The organism is Lysinibacillus macroides (genome assembly GCF_001281525.1).
GTDB lineage: Bacteria > Bacillota > Bacilli > Bacillales_A > Planococcaceae > Lysinibacillus > Lysinibacillus macroides.
Genome location: NZ_LGCI01000014.1, coordinates 38768 through 65576, shown reverse-complemented (window position 1 = coordinate 65576; position 26809 = coordinate 38768). Strand labels below are relative to the sequence as shown.

The 26809-nt window shown below is 37.6% G+C and carries 27 protein-coding genes; 26 read left to right on the top strand and 1 reads right to left on the bottom strand.

What is annotated here, in order from left to right:
- Positions 1 to 23 precede the first annotated feature (23 nt).
- From ADM90_RS22260 to rsmI, 3 genes are read left to right on the top strand one after another with little or no spacing between them, the layout of a single operon-like run.
- A complete protein-coding gene (locus ADM90_RS22260) occupies positions 24 to 773 on the top strand; it encodes a tRNA1(Val) (adenine(37)-N6)-methyltransferase (protein ID WP_053997057.1) in 750 nt (249 codons plus the stop codon).
- Positions 757 to 1020, top strand: a complete 264-nt coding sequence (locus ADM90_RS22255; RefSeq protein WP_053997056.1) for a GIY-YIG nuclease family protein — start codon at positions 757 to 759, stop codon at positions 1018 to 1020. The genes ADM90_RS22260 and ADM90_RS22255 overlap by 17 nt, the downstream gene beginning before the upstream one ends.
- Entirely contained in the window at positions 1017 to 1892 is an 876-nt protein-coding gene (gene rsmI, locus ADM90_RS22250) for a 16S rRNA (cytidine(1402)-2'-O)-methyltransferase (RefSeq protein ID WP_053997055.1), read from the top strand. Before ADM90_RS22255 ends, rsmI begins: the two co-directional genes overlap by 4 nt.
- 312 nt (positions 1893 to 2204) lie before the next feature.
- Here the strand turns inward: rsmI and ADM90_RS22245 are convergent, their stop codons facing one another.
- Positions 2205 to 2483: an AbrB/MazE/SpoVT family DNA-binding domain-containing protein gene (locus ADM90_RS22245; protein WP_053997054.1), complete on the bottom strand. Its 279-nt coding sequence runs from the start codon at positions 2481 to 2483 to the stop codon at positions 2205 to 2207.
- 333 nt (positions 2484 to 2816) lie between these two features.
- Here ADM90_RS22245 and metG point away from each other — a divergent pair, with 333 nt between their 5' ends.
- The 23 genes from metG (at position 2817) to yabQ (ending at position 26804) form a co-directional block, all read left to right on the top strand.
- On the top strand, positions 2817 to 4808 hold the full coding sequence (gene metG, locus ADM90_RS22240; protein ID WP_412177007.1) for a methionine--tRNA ligase: 1992 nt from the start codon (positions 2817 to 2819) through the stop codon (positions 4806 to 4808).
- A 252-nt stretch (positions 4809 to 5060) separates the two neighbouring features.
- On the top strand, positions 5061 to 5831 hold the full coding sequence (locus ADM90_RS22235; protein ID WP_053997052.1) for a TatD family hydrolase: 771 nt from the start codon (positions 5061 to 5063) through the stop codon (positions 5829 to 5831).
- Positions 5832 to 5966: 135 nt separating this feature from the next.
- Positions 5967 to 7181 carry a G5 and 3D domain-containing protein gene (locus ADM90_RS22230; protein ID WP_053997051.1) on the top strand — a complete coding sequence of 405 codons (1215 nt, stop codon included), beginning with the start codon at positions 5967 to 5969 and terminating at the stop codon, positions 7179 to 7181.
- Positions 7182 to 7422: 241 nt separating this feature from the next.
- Positions 7423 to 7989: a ribonuclease M5 gene (gene rnmV / locus ADM90_RS22225; protein WP_053997050.1), complete on the top strand. Its 567-nt coding sequence runs from the start codon at positions 7423 to 7425 to the stop codon at positions 7987 to 7989.
- Entirely contained in the window at positions 7982 to 8863 is an 882-nt protein-coding gene (gene rsmA / locus ADM90_RS22220) for a 16S rRNA (adenine(1518)-N(6)/adenine(1519)-N(6))-dimethyltransferase RsmA (RefSeq protein ID WP_053997049.1), read from the top strand. Before rnmV ends, rsmA begins: the two co-directional genes overlap by 8 nt.
- 157 nt (positions 8864 to 9020) lie before the next feature.
- On the top strand, positions 9021 to 9281 hold the full coding sequence (veg, locus tag ADM90_RS22215) for a biofilm formation stimulator Veg (RefSeq protein ID WP_004229199.1): 261 nt from the start codon (positions 9021 to 9023) through the stop codon (positions 9279 to 9281).
- 114 nt (positions 9282 to 9395) lie between these two features.
- Complete coding sequence (locus tag ADM90_RS22210; RefSeq protein WP_053997048.1) at positions 9396 to 9575, top strand: small, acid-soluble spore protein, alpha/beta type; 180 nt, start codon at positions 9396 to 9398, stop codon at positions 9573 to 9575.
- Between the two features lie 327 nt (positions 9576 to 9902).
- Positions 9903 to 10769: a 4-(cytidine 5'-diphospho)-2-C-methyl-D-erythritol kinase gene (gene ispE / locus ADM90_RS22205; RefSeq protein WP_053997047.1), complete on the top strand. Its 867-nt coding sequence runs from the start codon at positions 9903 to 9905 to the stop codon at positions 10767 to 10769.
- 56 nt (positions 10770 to 10825) lie between these two features.
- Positions 10826 to 11659 (top strand): pur operon repressor, encoded by an 834-nt coding sequence (gene purR / locus ADM90_RS22200; RefSeq protein ID WP_053997046.1) that lies wholly within the window; start codon positions 10826 to 10828, stop codon positions 11657 to 11659.
- On the top strand, positions 11656 to 12030 hold the full coding sequence (locus tag ADM90_RS22195; RefSeq protein WP_053997045.1) for a RidA family protein: 375 nt from the start codon (positions 11656 to 11658) through the stop codon (positions 12028 to 12030). Before purR ends, ADM90_RS22195 begins: the two co-directional genes overlap by 4 nt.
- A gap of 228 nt (positions 12031 to 12258) precedes the next feature.
- Positions 12259 to 12561 (top strand): septation regulator SpoVG, encoded by a 303-nt coding sequence (gene spoVG / locus ADM90_RS22190; RefSeq protein ID WP_053997044.1) that lies wholly within the window; start codon positions 12259 to 12261, stop codon positions 12559 to 12561.
- A gap of 276 nt (positions 12562 to 12837) precedes the next feature.
- The gene (gene glmU / locus ADM90_RS22185) at positions 12838 to 14208 is read left to right on the top strand and encodes a bifunctional UDP-N-acetylglucosamine diphosphorylase/glucosamine-1-phosphate N-acetyltransferase GlmU (RefSeq protein ID WP_053997043.1); all 1371 of its coding nucleotides are present in this window, start codon (positions 12838 to 12840) and stop codon (positions 14206 to 14208) included.
- A 24-nt stretch (positions 14209 to 14232) separates the two neighbouring features.
- Positions 14233 to 15192 carry a ribose-phosphate diphosphokinase gene (locus ADM90_RS22180; protein ID WP_053997042.1) on the top strand — a complete coding sequence of 320 codons (960 nt, stop codon included), beginning with the start codon at positions 14233 to 14235 and terminating at the stop codon, positions 15190 to 15192.
- 218 nt (positions 15193 to 15410) lie between these two features.
- A complete protein-coding gene (locus tag ADM90_RS22175; RefSeq protein WP_053997041.1) occupies positions 15411 to 16007 on the top strand; it encodes a 50S ribosomal protein L25/general stress protein Ctc in 597 nt (198 codons plus the stop codon).
- Between the two features lie 152 nt (positions 16008 to 16159).
- Positions 16160 to 16726: an aminoacyl-tRNA hydrolase gene (gene pth, locus ADM90_RS22170; protein WP_053997040.1), complete on the top strand. Its 567-nt coding sequence runs from the start codon at positions 16160 to 16162 to the stop codon at positions 16724 to 16726.
- A 179-nt stretch (positions 16727 to 16905) separates the two neighbouring features.
- Positions 16906 to 17133, top strand: coding sequence for an anti-sigma-F factor Fin (locus ADM90_RS22165; RefSeq protein WP_016993788.1), 228 nt, complete (start codon positions 16906 to 16908; stop codon positions 17131 to 17133).
- A 142-nt stretch (positions 17134 to 17275) separates the two neighbouring features.
- Positions 17276 to 20785, top strand: a complete 3510-nt coding sequence (gene mfd / locus ADM90_RS22160) for a transcription-repair coupling factor (protein WP_053997039.1) — start codon at positions 17276 to 17278, stop codon at positions 20783 to 20785.
- A gap of 729 nt (positions 20786 to 21514) precedes the next feature.
- The gene (spoVT, locus tag ADM90_RS22155; protein ID WP_053997038.1) at positions 21515 to 22051 is read left to right on the top strand and encodes a stage V sporulation protein T; all 537 of its coding nucleotides are present in this window, start codon (positions 21515 to 21517) and stop codon (positions 22049 to 22051) included.
- 290 nt (positions 22052 to 22341) lie between these two features.
- Positions 22342 to 23964: a putative polysaccharide biosynthesis protein gene (locus ADM90_RS22150; RefSeq protein WP_053997037.1), complete on the top strand. Its 1623-nt coding sequence runs from the start codon at positions 22342 to 22344 to the stop codon at positions 23962 to 23964.
- A 184-nt stretch (positions 23965 to 24148) separates the two neighbouring features.
- Positions 24149 to 25609 carry a bifunctional methyltransferase/pyrophosphohydrolase YabN gene (gene yabN / locus ADM90_RS22145; RefSeq protein ID WP_053997036.1) on the top strand — a complete coding sequence of 487 codons (1461 nt, stop codon included), beginning with the start codon at positions 24149 to 24151 and terminating at the stop codon, positions 25607 to 25609.
- Between the two features lie 4 nt (positions 25610 to 25613).
- Positions 25614 to 25904 (top strand): RNA-binding S4 domain-containing protein, encoded by a 291-nt coding sequence (locus ADM90_RS22140; RefSeq protein ID WP_053997035.1) that lies wholly within the window; start codon positions 25614 to 25616, stop codon positions 25902 to 25904.
- A 112-nt stretch (positions 25905 to 26016) separates the two neighbouring features.
- On the top strand, positions 26017 to 26316 hold the full coding sequence (yabP, locus tag ADM90_RS22135) for a sporulation protein YabP (RefSeq protein ID WP_004229167.1): 300 nt from the start codon (positions 26017 to 26019) through the stop codon (positions 26314 to 26316).
- Positions 26313 to 26804 carry a spore cortex biosynthesis protein YabQ gene (yabQ, locus tag ADM90_RS22130; RefSeq protein WP_053997034.1) on the top strand — a complete coding sequence of 164 codons (492 nt, stop codon included), beginning with the start codon at positions 26313 to 26315 and terminating at the stop codon, positions 26802 to 26804. Before yabP ends, yabQ begins: the two co-directional genes overlap by 4 nt.
- The last annotated feature ends 5 nt before the right edge of the window (positions 26805 to 26809 follow it).

Below are 26809 nucleotides of genomic sequence, written 5' to 3'. Positions count from 1 at the left end.
TTTGTAACGTAGGAGGAATAAGTATGGAAAAATGGCTAAAGGGTGATGAGCGATTAGATTATTTACTGGCGGAGGACTTGCGTATTATTCAAAGTCCCTCTGTCTTTTCATTCTCATTAGATGCTGTGCTGCTTTCGAAATTTGTCAATATTCCATATCATAAGGGAAAAATTGTTGATTTATGCTCTGGCAATGGTGTCATACCGCTCTTTTTAAGTGGCCGTACAACGGGGCAAATTATAGGAGTAGAAATTCAACAACGTTTATTTGATATGGCAGAAAGAAGTATTCGTTATAACGAGTTAGAACATCAAATTCAAATGGTGCTTGGGGATGTCAAAGAAGTACCAAAACAACTAGGCATTGAAAAATTCGATGTTGTAACCTGTAACCCACCTTATTTTTTAGCACATGAGGCAAGTGATAAAAATTTAAGTGAGCATTATGCCATCGCACGTCATGAACTATATTTAACATTAGAAGAGGCGATCCAAGCAGCTAGTAAATTACTAAAGCAAGGTGGGAAGGCAGCATTTGTTCATCGACCTGGTCGTTTATTAGATATTGTGACAGCCATGCGTGCTCATCGTTTAGAGCCGAAACGCATGCAACTCGTTTACCCGAAAGAGGGAAAAGAAGCGAATACATTATTAATAGAAGGAATTAAGGATGGAAAGCCAGATTTAAAAATATTACCGCCTTTATATGTTTATAATGACAATAACGAATATACAGATGAAGTGAGAGATATTCTTTATGGAAAAGAGCAATAATCATTATTTCTATGTATTAGAATGTGCAGATCAATCACTTTACGCAGGTTATTCCACTAATGTGGAGAAGCGTGTTGCTGTACATAATGCTGGTAAAGGAGCAAAATATACAAGGACGAGAGGGCCAGTAAAATGTATTTATAGGGAAGTATTTGCAACCAAGCAAGAAGCAATGCGTGCTGAATATGCTTTTAAGCAATTAACAAGAGCACAAAAAATGAATTATATAAGGAGGGGTGAATCATGAAATCACAAAAAAGCACAATGCAGGATAAGCCAGGTTGCTTATACCTTGTTGGCACACCCATTGGTAATTTAGAGGATATAAGTATGCGGGCACTGCGTATTTTAAAGGAAGCAGATATGATTGCAGCAGAGGATACGAGAAATACAAAAAAGCTTTGTAATTACTTTGATATTGAAACACCTTTAATGAGTTATCATGAACATAATTTAGCTGTAGGTGGAGAAAAATTATTAGCTTTACTACATGAGGGGAAAACCATAGCATTAGTAAGTGACGCAGGCTTACCATGTATTTCTGATCCAGGTGCAGATATTGTGGAGAAAGCTATTGCTCAAAATTTCCCCGTTGTGCCAATACCAGGCCCCAATGCAGCACTCTCGGCATTAATTGCCTCGGGATTAACACCACAGCCATTTTACTTTTACGGATTTTTGAACCGTGGAAAAAAAGAACGTCGCCAGCAATTAGAGCTGTTAAAAAAGCGTCAAGAAACCATTTTATTATATGAAGCACCCCATCGTTTAAAGGATACACTAAAGGATATGGAAGCAATTCTTGGCAGCCGTCGTATCGTCTTAGCTCGAGAGCTAACCAAAAAATTTGAAGAATTTTTGCGTGGCACACTAGCCGAAGCTGTAGAATGGTCACAAACTGAAGAAGTACGAGGAGAATTTTGTATTGTTTTAGAAGGCAATAGCGATGTTGAAGAGGAGAATCAGGAAGAAGCATATTGGTATACAATGTCTATCATTGAACATGTTGATTACTTGATTCATCAATCAAATAAAACATCAAAAGAGGCAATTAAAGAAGTAGCAAAACTACGACAAGTAGCAAAACGAGATATTTATAATGAATACCATAATGTTTAATAGTAGGGAGTTGCCTAAAAAGGTGACTCTTTCTTTTGTTAAATTTGGAAATAATTGAAAAGGTGAGTATTATTGACATGAAAAGGGTTAACCTTAAAAAAATGGTTGGTATTTTACCTTCTATTATAATTTGATTGAAGCGATTTATAGAGAAAAGCTATAAAAAGGTTAGCATAAATATTATAAGTAATTTGTCTTATGGGTATATTACAATATATAAATCAATGATGACGGAAAAAGGTAGCAATTTCTAGAAATTGAGCAAAAAATAAAAAACACCTAAACCACTAAGTTGATTTAGGTGTGGGATTATTATTTTTTTAAGTTATTTTGGATTTCTTTTACTAACATTTCAGCGCCTTCTGGGCTTAAAATTAATTTGCCTCCAACTAGACGAAGGTTATCATCTGAAACTTCACCAGTAACAGCACATGTCATATTCGGCATATATTTTTTTAGGATAATCTTGTCATCATCCACATAGATTTCCAAAGCATCCTTTTCAGCAATACCTAGCGTACGGCGTAGCTCGATAGGAATTACTACACGTCCTAACTCATCGACTTTACGTACAATTCCTGTTGATTTCATAATAGTTTTCCTCCTAATTTATAAATGTTATATTGGTATTTCGTCAAATTTCGACATTATTTCTTTGTCTGATAGTTATCATACCAAGTAATGCCATAAACGTCAATTAATTAATACACTAATATTGGGTTTTATAAAAAAAATTTTAAGGAAATTGCAGGGTTTTTATTTTTTTTAAAAGGTTTTTATTAAATAATTTGAGGACTAGTAAAAAAGATTCTTAATTAAGTAAGTAAATGGGTTTAATATATTATTCGACAATTTTCGCAATTGATAAACTTTCATTGAAACGAATTTCGTACTTCGTTAGAATAGAAAGTATATTGTAAAACGATGGAGGCAGTTCTTGTGAGCGAACAACAAAAAACATTCTATATAACAACACCTATTTATTATCCAAGTGGGAAATTTCATATTGGTACGGCATATACAACAGTAGCGTCGGATACGATGGCACGCTATAAACGTTTACGTGGCTATGATGTTCGTTTTTTAACAGGAATGGACGAGCATGGCCAAAAAATTCAAGAAAAAGCAGCTGAAGCGGGTAAACATCCCCAAGATTATGTAAATGAAATTGCAGATGCGGCGAAAAAGCTTTGGGGTTTAATGGATATTTCTTATGATGACTTTATTCAAACAACACAAGAAAGACATACAAAGGCTGTCGAAAAGATTTTCCAAAAATTTTTAGATAATGGGGATATTTATAAAGGCGAATATGAAGGCTGGTATTGTACACCATGTGAATCATTCTTTACAGAGACTCAATTAGTTGATGGGAACTGTCCAGACTGTGGTCGTCCGGTACACAAAGTAAAAGAGGAGTCGTACTTCTTTAATATGAAGAAATACGCAGATCGTTTATTGGCTTATTATGAAGAAAACCTTGAATTTATTGAGCCAGAATCACGAAAAAATGAAATGATTAATAATTTCATTAAACCAGGACTCGAAGATTTATCCGTGTCCAGAACATCCTTCGATTGGGGGATTAAAGTACCGGGAGATCCAAAGCATGTTATTTATGTATGGGTAGATGCCTTAACAAACTATATTACATCTTTAGGCTATCTGTCAGAGGATGAAACATTATTTAATAAATATTGGCCAGCTGATGTGCATGTAGTAGGAAAAGATATTGTGCGCTTCCATACGATTTATTGGCCAATCTTCTTAATGGCGCTAGATTTACCATTACCGAAAAAAGTGTTTGCCCATGGTTTTATTATGATGAAGGACGGGAAAATGTCTAAATCAAAGGGGAATGTGATTTATCCTGAAATGCTCATTGAGCGATACGGACTAGATGCGACACGTTACTTCCTTTTACGCGAATTGCCATTTGGCGCTGATGGTGTATTTTCACCAGAATCATTTATTGAACGTACAAATTTTGATCTTGCGAATGATTTAGGGAATTTATTGAACCGTACTATCTCAATGATTAATAAATATTTCGATGGTGTCATTCCTACAGAAAATCTTGAGCCGACGGAATTTGATACCCCATTACAAGAGCAAGCGAAGTCGGTACGTATTAAATATGAAGAAAGTATGGAAAAAATGCAATTTAGTGTCGTACTTGCGGATTTATGGACACTTGTATCACGAACAAATAAATATATAGATGAAACGCAACCTTGGGTATTAGCAAAAGAAGAAGCTGATAAACCGAAATTAGGATCTGTTATGCGAAATTTGGCAGAAAGTTTGCACCAAATTGCTGTCATGTTACAACCGTTTATGACATCTACCCCAAAACGCATTATTGATCAATTAGGATTAGATGACAAATTTTTAGCATGGGCTACTATTGAAACATTCGGCAATACTATTCCAACAAACATTAAAGTGGTAGAAAAAGGAATACCTATTTTCCCTCGTTTAGAGAGTGAAGTTGAAATTGCCTATATCCGTGAGGAAATGCGTGGTTCTGTAAAGACACCTCAAGAAGAAGAAGTTAAAAAGGCTTCAAAGGATGAGGAGTTTCCAGAAATCCCTGAAATTACTATCGATGATTTTATGAAAATTGATTTGCGGGTAGCAACTGTTACGGCATGTGAGTCTGTTCCAAAAGCAGATAAATTATTAAAGCTTCAAGTTGATTTAGGATATGAGCAACGTCAAGTAGTTTCAGGGATTGCGAAATTCTATTCTCCTGAAGCACTTATTGGTCAAAAGGTGATTGTTGTAACCAATTTAAAACCGGTTAAACTTCGAGGTGAATTATCTCAAGGAATGATTTTAGCTGGTGAAAAAGATGGAATTTTAAAATTAGCTTCAGTAGACCAAAAACTTGAAAATGGCGCAAAAGTAAAATGATAATGTAAAATAAGCCTGCTGAATTTAAAACATTCAGCAGGCTTTTCAAATTGATTAGAAAAATGGTGTATTTGTTATTTTGAGATAGTTTATTCATTGTAAAATTGATAAAAATATAGGTATATAGATCTATTAATGGGTCTAAGACTTAAGTGGAATGTCACAATAGCGAATAGTTTGTAACGAAATTGTAATACTTACGAAAAATATGAAATAATAAATTTTAATAAAATCAATGTTAGGAGAATGAAAATGTTTATTGATACACATGTACACTTAAATGCAGATCAGTATGAAAGAGACCTTCAAGAGGTGATTGATAGGGCCCTTGAAGCCAATGTAGAAAAAATGGTTGTTATTGGTTTTGACCGTAAAACCATTGAAAGAACAATGCAATTGATTGATCAGTATGATTTTGTTTATGGTGTTATTGGCTGGCACCCAGTAGATGCCATTGATTGTACGCAAGAAGATTTAGAGTGGATTGAACAATTAGCCACACATCCAAAAATAGTTGGTATTGGTGAAACTGGCTTGGACTACTATTGGGATAAATCCCCAAAAGATGTCCAGCAAGCACTTTTCCGCAAACAAATTCAATTAGCACAAAAGATAAAATTGCCAATTATTATTCATAACAGAGATGCAACAGGGGATGTTGTACAAATTTTACGAGAAGAAAATGCGGCATCCGTTGGAGGAGTTATGCACTGCTTTGGCGGAAGTGTAGAAACAGCACGTGAATGTATTGCTATGAATTTTATGATTAGCTTAGGTGGACCAGTGACATTTAAAAATGCACGTCTACCAAAGGAAGTGGCAACTGAAATACCTTTGGAGCACTTAATGATTGAAACAGATGCTCCGTATTTAGCACCACATCCATATCGAGGTAAGCGTAATGAACCCGCTTTTGTGCCACTAGTTGCAGAAGAAATTGCACGATTGAAAGGGTTGACAGTTGAGGAAATTGCACAAGCCACAACTACTAATGCGAAAAATTTTTTTGGGATTGACAAGTAACTAGCTAAGATGCCTCCAATACTGGGTTTGTGGTTGGCAAAAACACAGAAGTCAATTTACTGAGAAATACTTTCGGGTTGACAGTGCCAAAACTAGTCCGTATAATCCAACCTTGTATTAAGGAGGCGTTTTTTCATGTCAAATAATTCCATGAAAAACTTGTTCTTAGGATCATTGAGGAGTAAGCAAACGGTGATAAGAATTATTTCACTTGTCCTGTTTGTGTCTGTCATTTCTTTTGTACTTTACCAAGGTACGAAAAAGGCCGTAAAGCTTGAAGCAAACGGAGAAACAATCGAAGTATCAACACATGCCAAAACTGTAGAACAATTATTACACGATCAAAACATAGATGTAGTAGAGCATGATAAAGTCTCACCCTCTCTGAATACCAAAATTGTTAATGGATTAGCAATTACATGGGAACAGGCAAAAGAAGTAACAATTTCAGTTGATGGAAATCAGTCAAAAGTTTGGACAACTGAAACACTAGTGAAGGACATTTTGAAGGAAGCAAATATCGAGGTATCAGAACACGACTCTTTAGCACAAGGACTAGATACTGAGCTAGGCGAAGATAGCAAAATTGATATTCAAAAAGCGTTTCAAGTGGTGCTTGTTGATGGTGTAAACAAAAAACAAGTATGGTCCACTTCGACTACGGTCGCTAACTTTTTAAAACAACAAGGAATTCAGCTAAATGAATTCGATCGTGTCGACAATAACCCAGAGGACGTTATTACTCCAAAGAGTAAAATCACAGTAGTTCGCGTAGAAAAGGTTATCGATGTAGTGGAAGACTCTTTAGATTTCGCAGTTGAAAAGAAACAGGATGCTTCATTGCTAAAAGGAAAAGAAAAAGTAGTAACAGCAGGTGAGAAGGGATCAATTTCTCGTACCTATGAAGTTGTTAAAGAAAACGGTAAGGTTGTAGCTAAAAATTTACAATCTGAAAAAATAGTAAAAGAGCCGAAGACGAAAGTCGTTGCAGTTGGCACAAAAACAGTCGTTGCGAGTGCAGCAACAACTGTATCACGTGGTGCAGCTGAGCCGACGAGTGGAAAGGAATTCTACGTGACGGCAACAGCCTATACACCCTATTGCAATGGATGTTCAGGAATATCCGCAACAGGTATTAATTTACGCTCAAATTCTGGCTTAAAGGTGATAGCGGTTGATCCGTCTGTTATTAAATTAGGCTCAAAGGTTTGGGTGGAAGGCTACGGTACAGCTATTGCTGCTGATACTGGTGGCGCTATTAAAGGTAATAAAATTGATGTACTTGTCCAAAGTGATGCACAAGCACGCAACTGGGGACGTAAGAAAGTCCGCATTAAAGTATTAAATTAAAAAAATTGTAAAATTAATCAAAATGTTTTTTCACGAATGAAGCTTTCCTGTTTTGACTGGCGGGAAAGCTTTTTTTATTAAAATGGATAGCTTACAATATGGAACTGACAAGTGGAACTTTCAAAGAGATAGATAGTCCCCACTACTGATAGCTAACAGTAGGCTCGTCTTGAATTTCTGTACAAACGGTAGCACACAGTTGTAAAATGGTCAGAAGACAAGGTAGAAAAGAGGAGCCTTTGTGCAAATTAAAGAAATTATTGTTGTTGAGGGAAAAGATGATACGACAGCTATTCAGCGAGCCGTACAAGCAGATACGATCGAAACAAATGGATCGGCTATATCAGCAGAGACATTGAAGCGAATCCAGCATGCACAGGAGAAGCGTGGTGTTATTGTTTTTACTGATCCTGATTATCCTGGGCGTCGGATACGTGCCATTATTGAGGAGCATGTGCAAGGGGTCAAGCATGCCTTTTTACCAAAAGCAAAAACAATTGCGAAGAACGGTAAAGGATTAGGGATTGAGCATGCTGCAGATAAAGATATTCGTGAAGCCTTACAACATGTATATACCCCAAACTATGAGGTGCCAAACCAAGACGATATTACGCTGGAGGATTTAATGACAGCGCGTTTAATAGGTCATGCACAGGCGAAGCAGCGTCGTGAACGTCTGGGGGACATTTTAAATATTGGTGCAACAAATGGTAAACAGCTCCATAAACGATTGAAGATGTTTCAAATTACAGAACAGCAATTTGGTGCGGCAGTCGCACAGTTAGACCAGGAGGAAGATCATGCATAAAGATATTGCAACACCAATACGAACACAGGAAATTTTAAAGAAATATGGATTTTCTTTTAAAAAAAGCTTAGGGCAAAATTTTTTAATTGATCCTAATATTTTACGAAATATAGTGAGTCATGCAAATTTAACAGAAAATAGCGGTGCGATTGAAGTTGGACCTGGTATTGGGGCATTAACAGAGCATTTGGCGAGAAATGCCAAAAAGGTTGTTGCCTTTGAAATTGACCAACGATTATTGCCTGTGCTAAATGATACACTTAGCCCATATAATAATGTATCCATTGTTCATGCTGATATTTTAAAGGCAGATGTTGCAGAGGTTATTGCAGAGGAGATGCCAGGGATTGAGGATATTATGGTTGTTGCCAATTTACCGTACTATGTAACAACACCCATTTTAATGAAATTACTTAATGACCGATTACCGATTCGTGGCTTTGTTGTTATGATGCAAAAGGAAGTGGCAGATCGAATAACGGCTAAGCCAGGGACGAAGGAATATGGCTCATTATCGATTGCGATTCAATATTATGTAAAGGCGGATATTGCAATGACTGTGCCAAAAACCGTTTTTATGCCACAGCCGAATGTTGATTCTGCCGTTATTCGTCTTATTAAGCATGATGAACCACCCGTTAAAGTAATAGATGAGGATTTTTTATTTGTCGTAACACGTGCATCATTTGTACAACGACGAAAAACAATCTACAATAACTTGCAATCAGGTTTACCAAATGGTAAGGCGCAAAAGGAACTGATATTAGAAGCATTAGCAGCTGCTAATATAGAACCGACCCGTCGAGGAGAAACACTTACCATTCAGGAGTTTGGAAAATTAGCAGATGCTTTATATCCTGTCTTTGCAAAGTAAAAATTTCTGTTAACATTTTTTCTTAAATGTAAAAAAATATCTATATTTTTATAAAAAATAAGTTGACAAGATTTATAAGAGGCTGATAAAATATTATATTTTGTTGACATTTTTGGGCCATTAGCTTATACTTGTTATTAGTGAGGTGTAAGCGAAAATGCCAAAAACTTTAGCGGACATTAAAAAGTCGTTGGATTGTCATTTGGGTAAACGTTTGCAATTAAAAGCAAACGGTGGTCGCAAGAAAACGGTTGAGTGTGCAGGGATACTACGTGAGACATATCGCGCCATCTTTGTAGTAGAACTCGATCAAGAAGACAATACGTGTAAGCGCGTATCGTATAGTTACACAGATATTTTAACTGAAGCAGTAGAGATTACATTTTTAGACGAAGCAAAAGCTGCTGTCGCAAAATAGTTTCTAGTACTTATTTCTATATTTTAGGAACACTCATGTATGTTAAAAAATACATGAGTGTTTTGCGTTTTCACGGGCATACTAAATTCGTCAGCTGTTAAAGGAGGAGTTACTATGCCTAGAAAAGGTATCATGTCACCTCGATTAAAAGAAGAGATCGCAAAAGAGCTTGGATTTTATGATGTTGTGCAGAGAGAGGGCTGGGGCGGCATAAAAGCTCGTGATGCTGGTAATATGGTGAAACGTGCCATTGAAATGGCTGAACGGGCAAGTAGTGAGCAGGAGCGTAAGTAAACTACACTTGTCTTGAAGCAGCAGGGATAAAAATCCTTACGAACACAACAAATACAGCTGACAACAGGGAACCGTTACACCTAACAGGGTATACGGTTCTTTTTTTCCATTTTCGTATGACCAATATGGTAAAATAAAATGAAAAATCTTGCGCGACAATAACTTTTTATTTTGATTTAGCAGATATACAAATGCCCACTGAATCAAGATAAAGCTTCTAGTGGATGTCATGAATTTGGAAAAAGAGCTTTTTAAGCAGGTTCAAAAAATTCGGATGTAAGGACACGGGGGCGAAGTTGATGCGTGAGCGATAAAGGAGGAAGAAAAATGCTTTATGTAAAGGCGCCTGCAAAAATTAATTTAACATTAGATGTACTTTATAAAAGACCCGATAATTTTCACCAAGTTGAAATGGTGATGACAACAGTCGATTTGGCTGATCGCATAAGTCTTGAATCTCGAGAAGATGGCGTGATTCAAATTATTTCAACAGATAATTTTGTACCCACTGACCATCGTAATTTTGCTTATCAGGCAGCGCGTCTTATCAAAGATACATACGGCATTAGACAAGGTGTATCCATTACTATTGAAAAGGAGATACCTATTGCGGCAGGATTAGCAGGTGGAAGTAGTGATGCGGCTGCTACATTAAAGGGCTTAAATGAGCTATGGGAATTAGATTTGTCCATAGATGAAATAGCGGAGTTAGGAGCTAAAATCGGTTCAGATGTGTCGTTTTGCGTCTATGGTGGCACGGCATTAGCTACAGGGCGTGGAGAAATCATAGAAGAATTACCAGCACCCCCTAATTGTTGGGTTGTCTTGGCCAAGCCGAAAATTGGTGTCTCAACGGCTGAAGTATATGGAGGGCTAAAAGTCGAAGGGCTAGAACATCCAAATACAAAGCAAATGATACGTGCAATTGAAACAAAGGATTATGAACTACTATGTGCTTCATTAGGAAATGTTTTAGAAACTGTAACATTTAAGCTCCATCCAGAAGTTGTGATGCTAAAGGAGCAAATGAAGCGTTTTGGGGCAGATGCTACATTAATGAGTGGAAGCGGTCCAACTGTGTTTGGCTTAGTAGATAGTGAAGCTCGTGTCAGTCGTATTTATAATGGCTTACGTGGCTTTTGTGAGGAAGTTTATGCAGTACGGATTTTAGGCGAGCGGAATACACTTGCTTAAAAACGCATAATTGTGTTAATTTTACCTATAAATATTCGTGTTTAGGAGAGGGTCGCGTGAAATGGAAACGTAGTGAACGACTAGTTGATATGACGTACTATTTACTAGAACATCCACACCAATTGATCCCGCTAACTTATTTTTCAGAACTATATCAATCTGCAAAATCGTCCATTAGTGAGGATTTAACGATTGTAAAAGAAACCTTCGAAGAAAAGGGAATCGGGTTATTGATGACAGTGCCAGGCGCAGCAGGAGGCGTAAAATATATTCCGAAAATGTCCGAGGCAGAAGTACGTTTAGTAATTCAGGATTTAAAGGCAGAGCTAGAACATTCAGATCGATTGTTACCAGGTGGCTATTTATTTATGACAGATTTACTGGGCAACCCAGATTTAATTAACCGTGTAGGGAAGATCTTTGCTTCTGCTTTTGCAGATCAGCAAATAGATGTGATTATGACGGTTGCAACGAAAGGTATATCAATTGCCCATGCTATTGCAAGACATTTAAATGTACCTGTAGTGGTTGTCAGAAGAGATAGTAAAGTAACAGAAGGCTCTACAGTTAGTATTAATTATGTATCTGGTTCTTCCAGAAGAATTCAGACAATGGTATTATCAAAAAGAAGCATGAAAAGTGGACAACGTGTGTTAATTACGGACGACTTTATGAAGGTCGGCGGTACTATGAATGGCATGAAAAATCTCTTAGAGGAGTTTGACTGTCAGTTAGCAGGCATTGCGGTGCTTGTGGAGGCGGAGCATGCGGACGAAACATTAGTAGATGATTACTATTCACTTGTAAAGCTTCATGAGGTGAATGAAAAAGATCGAACAATTGCATTAAGTGAAGGTAACTATTTTTCTAAAAGGGGACATGACAAATGAAAGTAGTAGCAACAACAAACGCACCAGCAGCAATCGGACCATATTCACAAGGAATGATTGTTAATGGAATGTTTTATAGCTCAGGTCAAATTCCATTAACAGCTACAGGTGATTTAGTGGAAGGCGATATAACTGTACAAACAAATCAAGTATTTGCTAATTTAAAAGCAGTTTTAGCGGAAGCTGGGACTTCTTTAGATAATGTTGTGAAAACAACGGTCTTCATGAAGGACATGAACGACTTTGTAGCGATGAATGAAGTATATGCAAGTCATTTTGGTGATCATAAGCCGGCTCGTTCAGCTGTAGAGGTAGCCCGTCTTCCAAAGGATGTAAAAGTGGAAATCGAAGTTATTGCTATTGTTAAATAAATGGAAAGGCTCACTAAAGAGTATGATATTTTCTCTTTAGTGAGCTTTTTTCGTTAATAAATGAAATGTTGACAAACAATTGTCAAAATTGGCGTATATAAGGGAAAATATTATTCTGATAAGTATTCAAATTTTTTAGAAAATTTGATAGACTATAAAAAGGAAAATATTTGGTGACCGAGAATATAATATTTTCATAAGGCATCTAAGAAGAGAGGTGGTGAAACAATGGAAGTTACTGATGTGAGATTACGTCGGGTACAGACGGATGGTCGCATGCGTGCGATTGCTTCCATTACACTTGACAATGAATTTGTTGTTCACGATATTCGTGTAATTGATGGAAACACTGGGTTATTTGTAGCAATGCCTAGCAAACGAACGCCAGATGGAGAATTTAGAGATATTGCCCATCCAATTAATTCTGACACGCGAAACAAAATCCAAGAGATCATTTTAAAAGAATACCATAATTCTAGTGATGTAGAGGAAACGGTTAACGAGGGAGAATTAGAGGAAATTGGTGTGTAATAAAAAGGTAATAAATTCTAATTAAAATATTTATTACTAATTATTATCAGATGTGAAATTTAGGATGATTATTAAGAACTCTTCATAATTTTGAGGAGTTCTTTTTATTGTAATAAAACAAGAAAAAGAGCAATTTTAGGAGAGATGATGCCTTGTTCGAGCAGAAGGCGTAGCGGTTTTTGGTGTTCATCTTTTTGTCAACTCTACATGCCTTGAAAATAGATGGATTTTGCTATATAGTCATAAGAGAAAATGAGCGTATTGGAGGACTTACAGATGAGCAATATTTTTGCTGTCATTTTGGCTGCAGGTCAAGGTACACGTATGAAGTCCAAATTATATAAAGTGCTCCATCCGGTATGTGGAAAACCAATGGTACAGCATGTGGTGGATCATATTCAAACGTTAGATGTAAATCGCATTGTAACGGTTGTAGGACATGGTGCAGAAACAGTACAACAACAACTTGGCGATAAAAGTGAGTATGTTTTGCAAATAGAGCAGCTAGGCACAGCACATGCTGTCCAACAGGCTGAAGCTATTTTAGACAATGAAGAGGGCACAACATTAGTCGTATGTGGTGATACACCATTAATTCGCCCTGAAACAATGAAGGCCTTATTCGAACATCACCAAACGAAAAATGCTAAGGCGACTATTTTAACAGCGATTGCCGAAGATCCAACTGGCTATGGTCGTATTTTACGTGGTAGCAATGGACAGGTTGAACAAATCGTTGAGCAAAAGGATGCTTCAGCTGAGCAGCAATTAGTAAAAGAAATAAACACAGGCACATATTGCTTTGATAACAAATTGTTATTTGAGACATTAAAACTTGTGAAAAATGATAATGCACAAGGTGAATATTATTTACCAGATGTCATTGAAATTTTACAGAAGCAAGGCGAAATTGTAGAGGCATATGTAACAGATGATTTTGAAGAAACGCTAGGTGTAAATGATCGTGTGGCACTGTCACAAGCAGAGACATTAATGCGTGCAAGAATTAATGAAAAACATATGCGTAATGGTGTCACAATTATTCATCCAGAATCAACGTATATTAGTGCAGATGCTGTTATTGGATGTGATACAGTTATCCAGCCAGGTTCTATGATTGAAGGTTCTACAATTATCGGTGAGGACTGCATCATTGGGCCAAATACTCAAATTACAGATAGCCGCATCGGGGATCGTACAACGATTCATTCTTCTGTTGTGCATGAAAGCGCTATAGCGGAAAATACAGCTATCGGACCGTTTGCACATATTCGACCGCTTTCAGACATCGGTAGTCATGTGAAAATTGGTAACTTTGTAGAAGTGAAGAAAAGTAAACTAGATAATGATACAAAAGTATCGCATTTAAGCTATATTGGTGATGCCGAAATAGGTAGCAATGTCAATATTGGCTGTGGTTCTATTACCGTCAACTATGATGGACAAAATAAGTACAAAACAATTATTGAAGATGATGTATTTGTAGGATGTAATTCTAACTTAGTGGCACCAGTGAAGATTGGAAAAGGTTCATTTATTGCAGCAGGTTCTACAATTACAAAAGAAGTTCCTGAAGATGCACTTGCCATTGCTCGTGCAAGACAAGAAAACAAACCGAATTATGTAAGCAAATTAAAATCAAAATAATTATCAATTAAACAGGAGGCCATCATGCCATATCATTATGCAAACTCACAATTAAAAATATTTTCACTTAATTCGAATAACCCACTAGCGCAAGAAATTGCGCAGGAAATGGGCGTTGAATTAGGAAAATCTTCTGTTAAGCACTTCAGTGATGGAGAGATTCAAATTAGCATTGAAGAAAGTATTCGTGGTTGTGATGTGTTTATCGTGCAGTCTACTTCTGCACCAGTAAACGAACATTTAATGGAGCTTTTAATTATGGTGGATGCAGTGAAACGTGCATCTGCTCGTACAGTAAACGTTGTTATGCCTTATTACGGCTATGCGCGCCAAGATCGTAAAGCAAAAGCACGCGAGCCAATTACAGCTAAATTAGTGGCAAACTTACTTGAGACTGCTGGAGCAACACGTGTTATCGTGTTGGATTTACACGCACCTCAAATCCAAGGTTTCTTTGATATTTTAATCGACCACTTAATGGCAGTACCTTTACTATCTGATTACTTTAAATCTAAAGGTATTCCAGAAGACGAAATCGTTATTGTTTCACCAGACCATGGTGGGGTAACACGTGCTCGTAAAATGGCTGAACGTTTAAAAGCACCAATTGCAATTATTGACAAGCGTCGTCCAAAACCAAATGTTGCGGAAGTTATGAACATTGTTGGTAATGTTGATGGTAAAGTGGCAATCTTGATTGATGATATTATTGACACAGCTGGCACGATTACAATTGGTGCAGATGCATTACGTGCTGCTGGCGCAAAAGAAGTTTACGCTTGTTGTTCTCACCCTGTCCTATCTGGTCCAGCCATTGAACGTATTGAAAATTCTTCTATTAAAGAATTAGTGGTAACAAATACAATTCAGCTTGCGGAAGAGAAAAAATCGCCAAAAATTACAGAGCTTTCTGTTGCTAAATTAATGGCTGATGCAATTTCTCGTGTGTATGAAAACAAATCTGTAAGTACATTATTCGATTAATAATAAATAGGATAAATAAAAGGCAAATCTATCTTTAGCGATAGGTTTGCCTTTTTATGAGCTTATTTTGTGTGAAAGTTCTCACAAATGGGTATAATAGAAAGTATGTTATAGTATTTACATTATTTTTTAAGAGGTAAATAGTATAATAGCCTTCGAAAGAACCATAATTATAAAGAAGGCGTAAATAATTTTTCTTGGAAGGGGAATAAAGAGGTATGAGTACAGTATTAAGTGTTAAAAAGCGCGAAACTGGGCATCGTTCGACATTAACCCAACTTAGAAAAGGGGGAGCTATTCCTGCAGTTATTTACGGCTATCAATTAGAGTCAACCCCAATTTCTATTTCTGCAAAGGAACTAAAAAAGTCCATACAAAAAAATGGACAAAATGGTGTGTTTGCAATGGAGCTAGAAGGAAAGAAAGTAAATGCTGTTATTTCAGAAATGCAGCAAAATGCATTAAAAGAACAAGTGAATCATATAGACTTTTTAGCCATTAATATGTCTGAGGCATTAGAAACAGCTGTGCCAATTAAATTAGTGGGTGAGTCAGTTGGTGTGAATGAGGGCGGTATTTTAATGCAGCCTAACTTAGAGCTAACCGTGAAAGTAAAGCCAACTGATATCCCTGAAGCAATTGATATTGATGTGACTGCACTTAAAATTGGAGACACACTAACAGTTACCGATATTCGTGATCGTGTAGCTGTTGAGATTATTAGTGAAGACGATTATGTCATCGCAACAGTGGTAGCTCCAACTGCTACAGAAGAAACGACAGAAGCAGATGATAATGCTGAAGAACAAGCGTAAAAATCAATAAATAGGACAGGCTAGTAAGAAAGTTTCGTCTTTCTTACTAGCCTTATTTTTTTGCTTAAGCTTTTGGAACTGTACCATATGCTTTCTAGCTGTGTGATATGGTAAAATAATGACTATTAGAGTGGGGAAAGAGAGAGGTATTTATGAAAATTATTGTTGGTTTAGGAAATCCAGGTAAACCTTATGAACATACAAGACATAATATTGGCTTTGATGTGATTGATGCATTAGCAGAAAAATGGGGAACCTCTTTAACAAATTCAAAATTTAATGGGATGTATACAACTGTTCATCGACCTGAGGGAAAGGTTCTACTTGTTAAGCCTTTAACATATATGAATTTATCAGGGGAATGTATTGGGCCGCTGATGGATTATTTCGATATTGCTGTAGAAGATTTAATTGTTATTTATGATGATTTAGATTTAGAAACAGGAAAATTACGCCTACGCCAAAAAGGCAGTGCAGGTGGACATAATGGCATTAAATCTTTAATTCAGCATTTAGGAACACAGGAATTTAATCGTATTCGAGTAGGTATTAGTCGTCCACCAGCTGGCATGAAGGTAGCCGATTATGTACTGGCGAAATTTTTGAAGGAAGATCAAGCCCTTATTGAGGATGCCATTAAAAATGCTGTAAATGCTATTGAAGCATCTCTTTCCAAGCCATTTCTTGATGTGATGAATCATTTTAATGCGAGCAAATAGATGGAGCTAGGCTCATTGAGTTCCATGAAAGTCTCAATGGTTTAAAGTGCACTTATTGCTAAAACAATAGTTAGGTACTTTAAAATATTGCAAAGCAGATACATTAGCAAAGTGCATAATCCTTTTTATAAATGTCTATACTTTAAGTAGTAAGTTGCTTAAAGGAGGATGATTTGGAGATGTCAGTTCGCTATCGATGTAGGCATTGTGAAGTAGAAATAGGGACACTACCGTTTGATGCAGATGATACAATTCGAAAGCTACATATTTTCGAATTGGGAGAAGCAGATGATTATGTTGAAAAGGATCAACATGGACAAACAACTGTACACTGCATTTGTGAGCAATGTGAGGATTCGCTGAGACAATATCCAGATTATCACGCACTCAATAAATGGATTCAATAAATGGATTGGAAGGATGCTTTGACGCACTTCGTGTGTGTTCAAGGCTTTTTCCGTTTTATAAAAGAGCCAATAAAGCTATATTTATAGTACTAGGTTAATAGTAGAAATTAATACATTTTTATGCTGAAAGGAGCTTTTGACTGTGGAAATTTTACGACAGCTTGTGTCGCAGGATAAACATATTACATCATTTTTACAGGAGATTCGGAGCGGTCAAACTGCATCACAGCTTATTACAGGTTTAACAGGAAGCGCACGCCCTGTCATGGTTGATGCGTTATTTGAATATGTAAAAAAGCCAATTTATATTGTTTCTCCTAATCTATTGCAGGCACAGAAGATGGTTGATGAGCTGGCGGGATTATTAGGGGAGGAACATGTTTACTATTATCCAGCTGATGAATTTATTGCAGCAGATCTTTCTGTAGCCTCTCCTGAATTACGTGCTGAGCGTATTGCAACACTGGATTGCTTAGCTAGGGGCAAGAGGGCTGTCTATGTTATCCCTGTTGCAGGTTTACGCAAAGTCATGCAACCGAAAGAGCATTGGCTACGATATTTTTTACAAACAGCTGTAGGAGAAGAGATTGATATTGATGTATGGCTACAAACATTAGTCGAGATGGGCTATGTACGGAATTCAATGGTGACAACGCCAGGAGAATTTGCGTTACGTGGGGGGATATTAGATATTTATCCACCTTATTTAGCAGCGCCTATTCGTATTGAATTATTTGATACAGAAGTAGATTCTATTCGAACATTTTCGGCAGATGATCAGCGCTCTATTGATAAATTGCCCAAAATTCGTATTCTTCCTGCATCGGAGGTTATTCTTACTCAATCGGAAAGACAGGCATTGGCAGGTCGCTTAGAGACAGCACTAGCCTCTAGTTTAAAGAAGGTAAAGAAGCAGGAAACAAAGGAATTGCTTTATCAGCATATTCAGTATGATATTGAATTGCTACAGCAAGGAAGTTTACCTGACTATGTTAACAAATATGGCTCATTATTATATGAGCAAACCGCCTATTTGGGTGATTATTTTGCACATGATGGACTTGTCCTTTTTGATGAGCTTGGACGTATTCAAGAGGTTATGGATGCGTGGGAACGTGAGGAGGATGAATGGTTTTTATCTTTAATTGAAGAGGGAAAAATGGTTCATGATGTGAAGCCTGCCTTTACATTAAAGGAAATACTCGCTATGCTTCCACAGCAAAAGCTATCATTTTCCTTATTTTCACGAACATTCTCAGGCATCACATTTAATAAAACAACGAGCTTTTCCTGCAAGCCAATGCAGCAATTTCATGGACAAATGTCACTGCTACAAAGCGAGGTGGAACGCTGGCTACTTGGTAAGTTTACAGTATTAATCGTTGTGAGAGATAGTGAGCGTGTGAAACGTGTGCAGCAAATGCTGGGGGAATATGATATCCATGCCGCACTAGGGGAGCCAACAGAGCCTGGTATTTATATTGTAGATGGAAGCTTATCGAGTGGTTTTGAATTGCCCCTTCAACGTTTAACAGTTGTAACAGAGGATGAGCTATTTAAACAGCAGGCAAAGAAAAAAGCACGTACGCAGAAAATGACCAATGCTGAACGTATTAAAAGCTATACAGAAATTAAACCTGGTGATTATGTTGTCCATGTTCATCATGGGATTGGTAAGTATATTGGTGTAGAAACATTAGAAGTCAACGGTACACATAAGGATTACCTACATATTCGATATCGTGCAGACGATAAATTATATGTACCTGTCGAACAAATAGACTTAGTCCAAAAATATGTGGCCTCAGAGGACCGTGAGCCAAAGCTACATAAATTAGGTGGGGCAGAATGGAAAAAGGCGAAAGCAAAGGTATCCTCTGCTGTACAGGATATTGCTGATGATTTAATTAAGCTTTATGCGAAGCGTGAAGCAGAAAAGGGGCATGCTTTTACGCCTGATAACGATGATCAACGTAATTTTGAAGCTATGTTCCCATATGAGGAAACAGAGGATCAGCTACGTTCTATTGTTGAAGTGAAGCGAGATATGGAACGTGAGCGCCCAATGGATCGCCTAGTTTGTGGTGATGTAGGTTACGGTAAAACAGAGGTTGCCATTCGCGCAGCATTTAAAGCCATCCAGGATGGTAAACAGGTTGCCTTCCTTGTACCTACAACAATTTTAGCTCAGCAACATTATGAAACAATCCGAGAGCGCTTCCAAGACTTTGCTATTAACGTAGGGCTGTTATCTCGTTTCCGTACTAAAAAAGAGCAAACAGCAACATTAAAAGGGCTAAAAGAAGGGCAAGTCGATATTGTTATAGGAACACATCGTATTTTATCGAAGGATTTGATATTCCAAGATCTTGGCTTATTGATTGTTGATGAAGAACAACGCTTCGGCGTAACCCATAAGGAAAAAATTAAACAATTAAAAACAAATGTCGATGTCTTAACGTTGACGGCTACACCCATCCCAAGAACACTTCATATGTCAATGGTGGGTGTCCGTGATTTATCTGTTATTGAGACACCCCCAGCCAATCGTTTTCCCGTGCAAACTTATGTGATGGAGCATAGTGGAGCATTAGTGCGAGAGGCAATCGAAAGAGAAATGGCACGTGGCGGACAAGTGTTTTATCTCTATAATCGTGTAGAGGATATGGCTCGAAGGGTTGAGGAAATTCAAGTGCTTGTTCCAGAGGCTCGTATAGGCTTTGCACATGGGAAAATGACAGAGACGGAGTTAGAATCGGTTATTTTATCCTTTTTAGAGGGTGACTATGATGTACTTGTGACGACAACAATTATTGAGACAGGTGTTGATATTCCAAATGTCAATACATTAATTGTCCATGATGCTGATCGTATGGGCCTAGCACAGCTTTATCAATTACGTGGACGTGTTGGGCGTTCAAATAGGGTAGCCTATGCCTACTTTATGTATCAACGTGATAAAGTATTGACAGATGTAGCAGAGCAACGATTACAGGCAATTAAAGAATTTACAGAGCTTGGCTCAGGCTTTAAGATTGCGATGCGTGATTTATCGATTCGCGGAGCTGGGAATTTGCTCGGAGCGCAGCAGCATGGCTTTATTGATTCTGTTGGCTTTGATTTATATTCGCAAATGCTGCAAGAGGCAATTGCTGAACGTCAAACAGGTGTGAAAAAGGAAGAGAAGCCTGAAATTGAAATTTTATTGAGCGTGGATGCTTATATTCCTGATGCCTATATTCCAGATGGCTATCAAAAAATCCAAATGTATAAACGCATTAAGGCAATGGATCAGGTAGAGGAATATGACGAAATCATGGAGGAATTAGAGGATCGATTTGGCGATCTCCCAATTGAAACAGAGCGCTTGCTACGAATCGCCCGCATGAAGGTATGGGGGTTAGGTGCAGGTGTAGTATCTGTAAAGGATAGGCAAAAAGTGATAACGATACTGTTATCTGAGGAAGGCACAGCCAATGTGGATGGCAGTAAAATTATTGAAGAGTCTATGAAATTCGAGCGTGCTGTTGGCTTTGGTATGGATGGCATGCAATTAAAAGTAACAATAGATGAGCGCCGGTGTGGGAAATACCAGCCGTTCGATATTTTAGAAGAGCTGATGCAGATTATTGATCAAGCTAAAAAGCAATAAGAGAAATGAGGTTAGTTTATCTTTTTAGACAGATAAACTAACCTTATATTGTTAGGGGATTTATGTAAAAACCCTTCTGTTAAAGAAAGAGGTTGATGTCCATTATAAGTATATGTTTTGACGCTATCACCTTGCTTTCACGCAGAAGGGCATCCCTATACAAATAGAATCTTTAGAAAACTGTCCAACCTATAATTATGATAAAAATATAGTACTGATTAAGACAATTGGAGTTAACAACAGACCTGTGTAGTTAAGCCATCGACTTTCCTCTGACTTCTTAAAGGCTAAAATCTCCACTATAATACTAACAGTAAAATATAATATCCCTTTAACACCAAATATTATTAAAAATCACTTGTAGATTGATGAGGAACGCCATTTCACTAGAAGGCATAGGACACCTATAAGCATAAAGAATACTATACCAATAATTTCAAGGATTATTGCATACATAGAAAATTTACTCAATTCCAAATCTCCCTATTCTTATTACAACGTTTCCTTTCTAAAATTGTATAAGAGTATTTAAGAATTTGCATATAAAAAGTAATTTTTTGGGTACTATCATAAGGTGTTAATGGACGTTTGCGTTAGGAAATTAGCGCTTTTTGCAAAATTTTGATGGCTGTGACATCCTTTTTCTTCAGTTTTTTGCATAGATTGCTTCAATAAAAACCATACTGTAGGTGAATAAAAATTTCATTGTAGCGAAAGCGAGGCATTAGAATGAAGGCAACAGGAATTGTTCGTCGTATTGATGATTTAGGGCGTGTAGTTATTCCAAAAGAAATTCGTAGGACGCTACGTATTCGTGAAGGCGATCCGCTTGAAATTTATACGGACCGTGAAGGTGAAGTCATATTAAAAAAATACTCTCCTATTAATGACCTAGGAGAATTTGCAAGAGAGTATGTGGAGACACTTTACGAAACATTAGGAACACCAGCATTTGTCACTGACCGTGATGAGGTAATCGCCGTTGCAGGGATTGGCAAGAAGGAATATATCAATCGTCGTATTACATCCTTTGCAGAGGGCTTTATGGATGAGCGCTCTACAAAGATTGAAAAAATGGAAGCAACGCTTGAAATTGTGCCAGGACAATATGAGCAAGTAAAATCGTATTGTGCGACGCCGATTGTCGTAAATGGCGATCCGATAGGCTGCATTATTATTTTATCAAAAGTGCATTTTGTTGGAGATGTAGAAGTCAAGGTAGTGGAAACTGCTGCTAACTTCTTAGCAAAACAAATGAATAGTTAATGCATATAAAAGTTATTGCGATGGTCTTTTTAGGCTGAACAATAACTTTTTTTGCGTACAGAAAGAATACGAATGAGGAAACTTGAGGCTAGCAAGCACGTCAAACTTTTAAGATCGAACCGTAGGGATCACGGGATAGCTTGGTATAGAAGAGAAATCGCTGTGAGGTAATACATACGCTCGCAAGTAAGCTCTGTCCCAAGAAGCGCCCACTTCAAGCGTAGCTAAGTGGCGAGTGGTTCACGGTATGCTATACTATTGGCATTGTTAAGAAGGAAAGAGGGCAATTTATGGCGCAACATTTCGGCATGAAAAGCTATATGAAGGGAGCGGCCTTGTTAACAATAGCTGCCCTGATTGTAAAGGTGCTTAGTGCTATTTATCGTGTACCTTTTCAAAACCTTGTTGGTGATGAAGGCTTTTATATTTATCAGCAGGTATATCCTGTTATATCGATTTTTGTTGTTTGGACATCCAGTGGTTTTGCTGTGGCTGTTTCTAAAATGCTAGCAGATAATGACTCACTGAGTAATGCACAAGAACGTGAACAAAGACGAAGTGCCATTATGCGTATCGTTTTTTATTATTTGACGGTGTTATCATTGCTATTTTTTGTAGTGTTATTTGGTGGTGCCGAAAAAATTGCACAATGGATGGGTGATGCTCAGCTTGCGCCATTGATACGCACAGGCTCCTTTGTTGTATGGGTGATGCCAGCACTTGCTATTTTAAAAGGCGGCTTTCAATCGAGAGGAATGATGGAGCCGATTGCCTATGCTCAAGTTCTCGAACAAGCGATTAGAATAACGGTGATTTTAGCAGGGACCTTTATTATTATGGCTACAACTAATTCACTTTATAGCGCAGGGAAAATGGCTATTACTGGTACTGTTATTGGGGAAGTAGCTGCTTTTTTCTTCCTTGTCTATCTATTTTATCGACAATTTGGACTGTTTCATACTAAGCAGCAACGACAGCCTGTGTCCAGCTTATCAATTATTAAAGAAGTTACCTTATTGAGCATAAGCGTAAGCATGAGTGGTCTACTATTACTTGGGTATCAATTGGTTGATTCATTTACGATTTATTCACTACTGATGGAAAATGGGATGGCTTCTACAATGGCCAAGGAAACGAAGGGGATTTATGATCGTGGTCAGCCCTTGGTCCAGTTGGGCATTGTTATCGCATCTTCATTGTCACTTGCGATTGTCCCCCTTGTGGCTCATTTATCGAAAAAACAAGAGGGGCGTAGTGCAGTTCCATTTATCCAACTAACCTATAAAGCAGCTATTTTATTTGGATGGGCTGCATCCTTAGGCTTAATGCTTATTATGCCATATTTGAATGAAATGCTGTTTAAAACAAATGCCTTATCAGCAGTATTAACCGTCTATGTATTTCAAATTGTGCCATTGTCGATTATCCTTACATTTACAGCTATTTTACAAGGCTATGGCAAATTAAAAAAGCCAGCTCTATTTCTGCTGTTAGGCTTTATCATCAAAATTGTACTAAATCTATGGATGATTGGTTGGCTTGGTATATTAGGCGCAGCTATCGCAAATGATATAGGCCTATTATTAACGGCAAGTATGCTTATTATCTATTTAAAACGTTTAACAAGCATTCAATTGGCATCAGTCAGCTTTTATAAAAAAGTAGGAATCGCTTCTTTAAGTATGGCAATTGCTGTGCTTCTATGGTTACAGTTTACACCAGCTCTTTTAAGCTATTACCTATCTTCACGTGTAACAGCCATCATTGCCAGCTTTACAGCAGTATGCTTAGGGGCATTTGTGCTGCTAACGATGGTAGCGAAGAAGCGGGTACTAGCAGAAAAGGAGTGGTACCTATTACCATTTGGCCGAAGAATGGCTGTTTATCAACTATGGTTAAATTCAAAAAAATAAGCAAGGATTCCTCGCCCCTCAAGAAGCATAATGAGTAAATATGGGTTAAATTAGAAAAGATAAACGAACGGCAGAAGGGGCGGAACATTAATGATATGCCTTTCTTATAGGTAGTCAATCAACATATAGTGTCGCGTTCCTTAAAATGCCTGTGTGAATTGACATAAAGAAGTAGGTGGGAGTATTGAAGACGTTAACAATTATTGGCTTAGGTGCGGGAGATTTTAATCAACTGCAAATGGGTGTTTATCGAAAATTAAAAAATGCGAAAAAATTATATGTTCGCACAGTGGATCATCCCGTATTGGAGGAATTAGCAGCGGAAGGTGTCGAATTTGAGAGCTTTGATAAGGTCTATGAAGAGCATAATTCATTCCAGCCTGTCTATAAGGAAATTGCAGACAGACTTATTGAAGTAGCAGCTGTAGAAGATATTATGTATGCTGTGCCTGGTCATCCTTTAGTGGCAGAGCAAACAGTGCAGTTGCTTATTGCAGCAGCGGATGAGGGAAGCGTTAATGTAGTTATTGAGGGTGGACAAAGTTTCTTAGACCCGATTTTTGGCGCATTAAAAATTGATCCGATTGAGGGCTTTCAATTACTGGATGGTACTAGCTTTTCCATGCATGATATTAATATGCGCCAGCATCTGTTAATTGCACAGGTATATGATACATTTAGTGCCTCAGAGGTGAAGCTAACCTTAATGGAGAAATATGATGATGAGTACCCTGTAACAGTTGTAACGGCAGCAGGCTCTGCTCAAGAGAAAATTATCACTGTACCCCTCTATGAACTCGATCAAAGTGTCGAAGTTAATAATTTAACAACTGTTTATGTACCGCCTGTGAGATCACAGGAGGCAGCACTGCGTGATTGGACAACATTGCGCCAAATTATTGCAACATTAAGAGGTCCGAATGGCTGTCCTTGGGATCGAAAACAAACGCATGAATCCTTAAAAAAATATTTGCTGGAAGAGGCACATGAATACTTAGCAGCTGTAGATGCTGAGGATGATTATGCAATGATTGAGGAGCTTGGTGATGTGCTATTGCAAGTATTTTTACATGCACAAATTGGAGAAGATCAAGGATACTTTACACTTGAAGATGTTTTAGCCACTCTTAGCGAAAAAATGATTCGTCGTCATCCACATGTTTTTGGTGATGTTGCGGTGGAGGATGCGGATGGCGTTGTTGCCAATTGGGAAGCGATCAAAGCTCAGGAAAAGGGCACTAGTGATAAACCATTATTAAAGAATGAGTATAGAGCCTCCTCTGCGCTACAAACATCCTATAATTATCAAAAGCTGGCTGCAAAGGTAGGCTTTGAATGGCCAGATGTAGAAGGGGCATGGGAGAAGTTTGCAGAGGAATGGCAGGAATTTCGAGCTGAGGTCAAAAAAGGTTCAAGTGTATCTCGTCTCGATGAATTTGGGGATGTGTTATTTACATTAGTGAATTTAGCACGCTTCTATAAAATCTCACCTGAGGAGGCTATGCTACATGCCAATGAAAAGTTCGCAAGGCGCTTTGGCTATGTAGAGGCACAGGTAAAGGCAAGTGGCAAATCATTTACTGATTTTACATTAGAACAATTAGATGCTTTTTGGGATGAAGCAAAGCAGTTAGAAAAGGAGTAGAAAGATGAGATTAGATAAATTTTTAAAAGTATCACGTTTAATTAAACGCCGTACTTTAGCAAAAGAGGTGGCAGATCAAGGGCGTATTACCATTAATGGAAAGGTAGCAAAGGCTAGCAGTACAGTAAAAGTGAGCGATGAGCTTGCCATCCGTTTTGGCCAAAAAATCGTCACAGCACGTGTAGAGGAATTACGGGACACGGTGAAAAAAGAAGATGCTGCAAAAATGTTTACGATTTTAAACGAAGAACGTCTCGAAAAGATTGAACCTGAATTTATTGATGATGAGGAATAGTCTTTCTGTTGCTTCCTTCTTCTTTTATAGCTGAAAGTCAATAAAGTTGTCATGCTTTGAAGGTTGTCCGCATAAAGTGAACAGAAGCTAGGACGACTAAAGGAGGAAGAAAATGACGCTACATCAAGAAAGTAATCGTTACACAATTCCATCTGGAGAGCATATTTTAACGATTCGCAATCGTAAAAGAATGGACATGACTTCTGTAAAATCAATTGAACGCTTTGATCAGGAAGAATTTTTCATTAAGACGTCCCAAGGGCATTTGCTAATCCGTGGAGAGGAACTGCATATCGTTCATTTAGATGTTGACAAAGGCTTATTGACACTTGAAGGAACTGTAAAAACCTTACAGTATGACGAGGAGGAAAGTGGCTTCTCCAAAGGTTTCCTTCATAAATTATTTGGATGATTGTTAGTGAACAGTTTTTTCAATTAATCGTCATGGTTTTGAGCGGTATAGCAGTTGGTTTCATTATTGATAGTGTGAGACTTATTGTTTTTTCGACTCCAAAAAGGTCAAGCCTTCGAAAGTGGATGATGGTTTTTGAATTACTAACATGGATTTTACTCGGAGGATTGACATACTATTTATTGTTTTGGCTAAAGGATGGCGCTTGGCGGGCTTATGACCCGCTAGCGCAAATTGCTGGGATTTTTTTGTACCAATCATTTTTTCAAACCTTTTTACGTTTCGTTGCAAGAACTTTGGTGAATATAACATGGAGACCCTTTTGGTTTATCGTACACTTGATTATTACGGTTATTCGACATATTCTTCAACTATTCATTCATATCGTTATGTTTGTTTTGAGGCCTTTTGTCAAAATTTATTCGTATTTGTCCTACACTTTTTTTAAAAAGTTACGATATTTGAAGTATAATAAAAAGCAACAATAATTTTC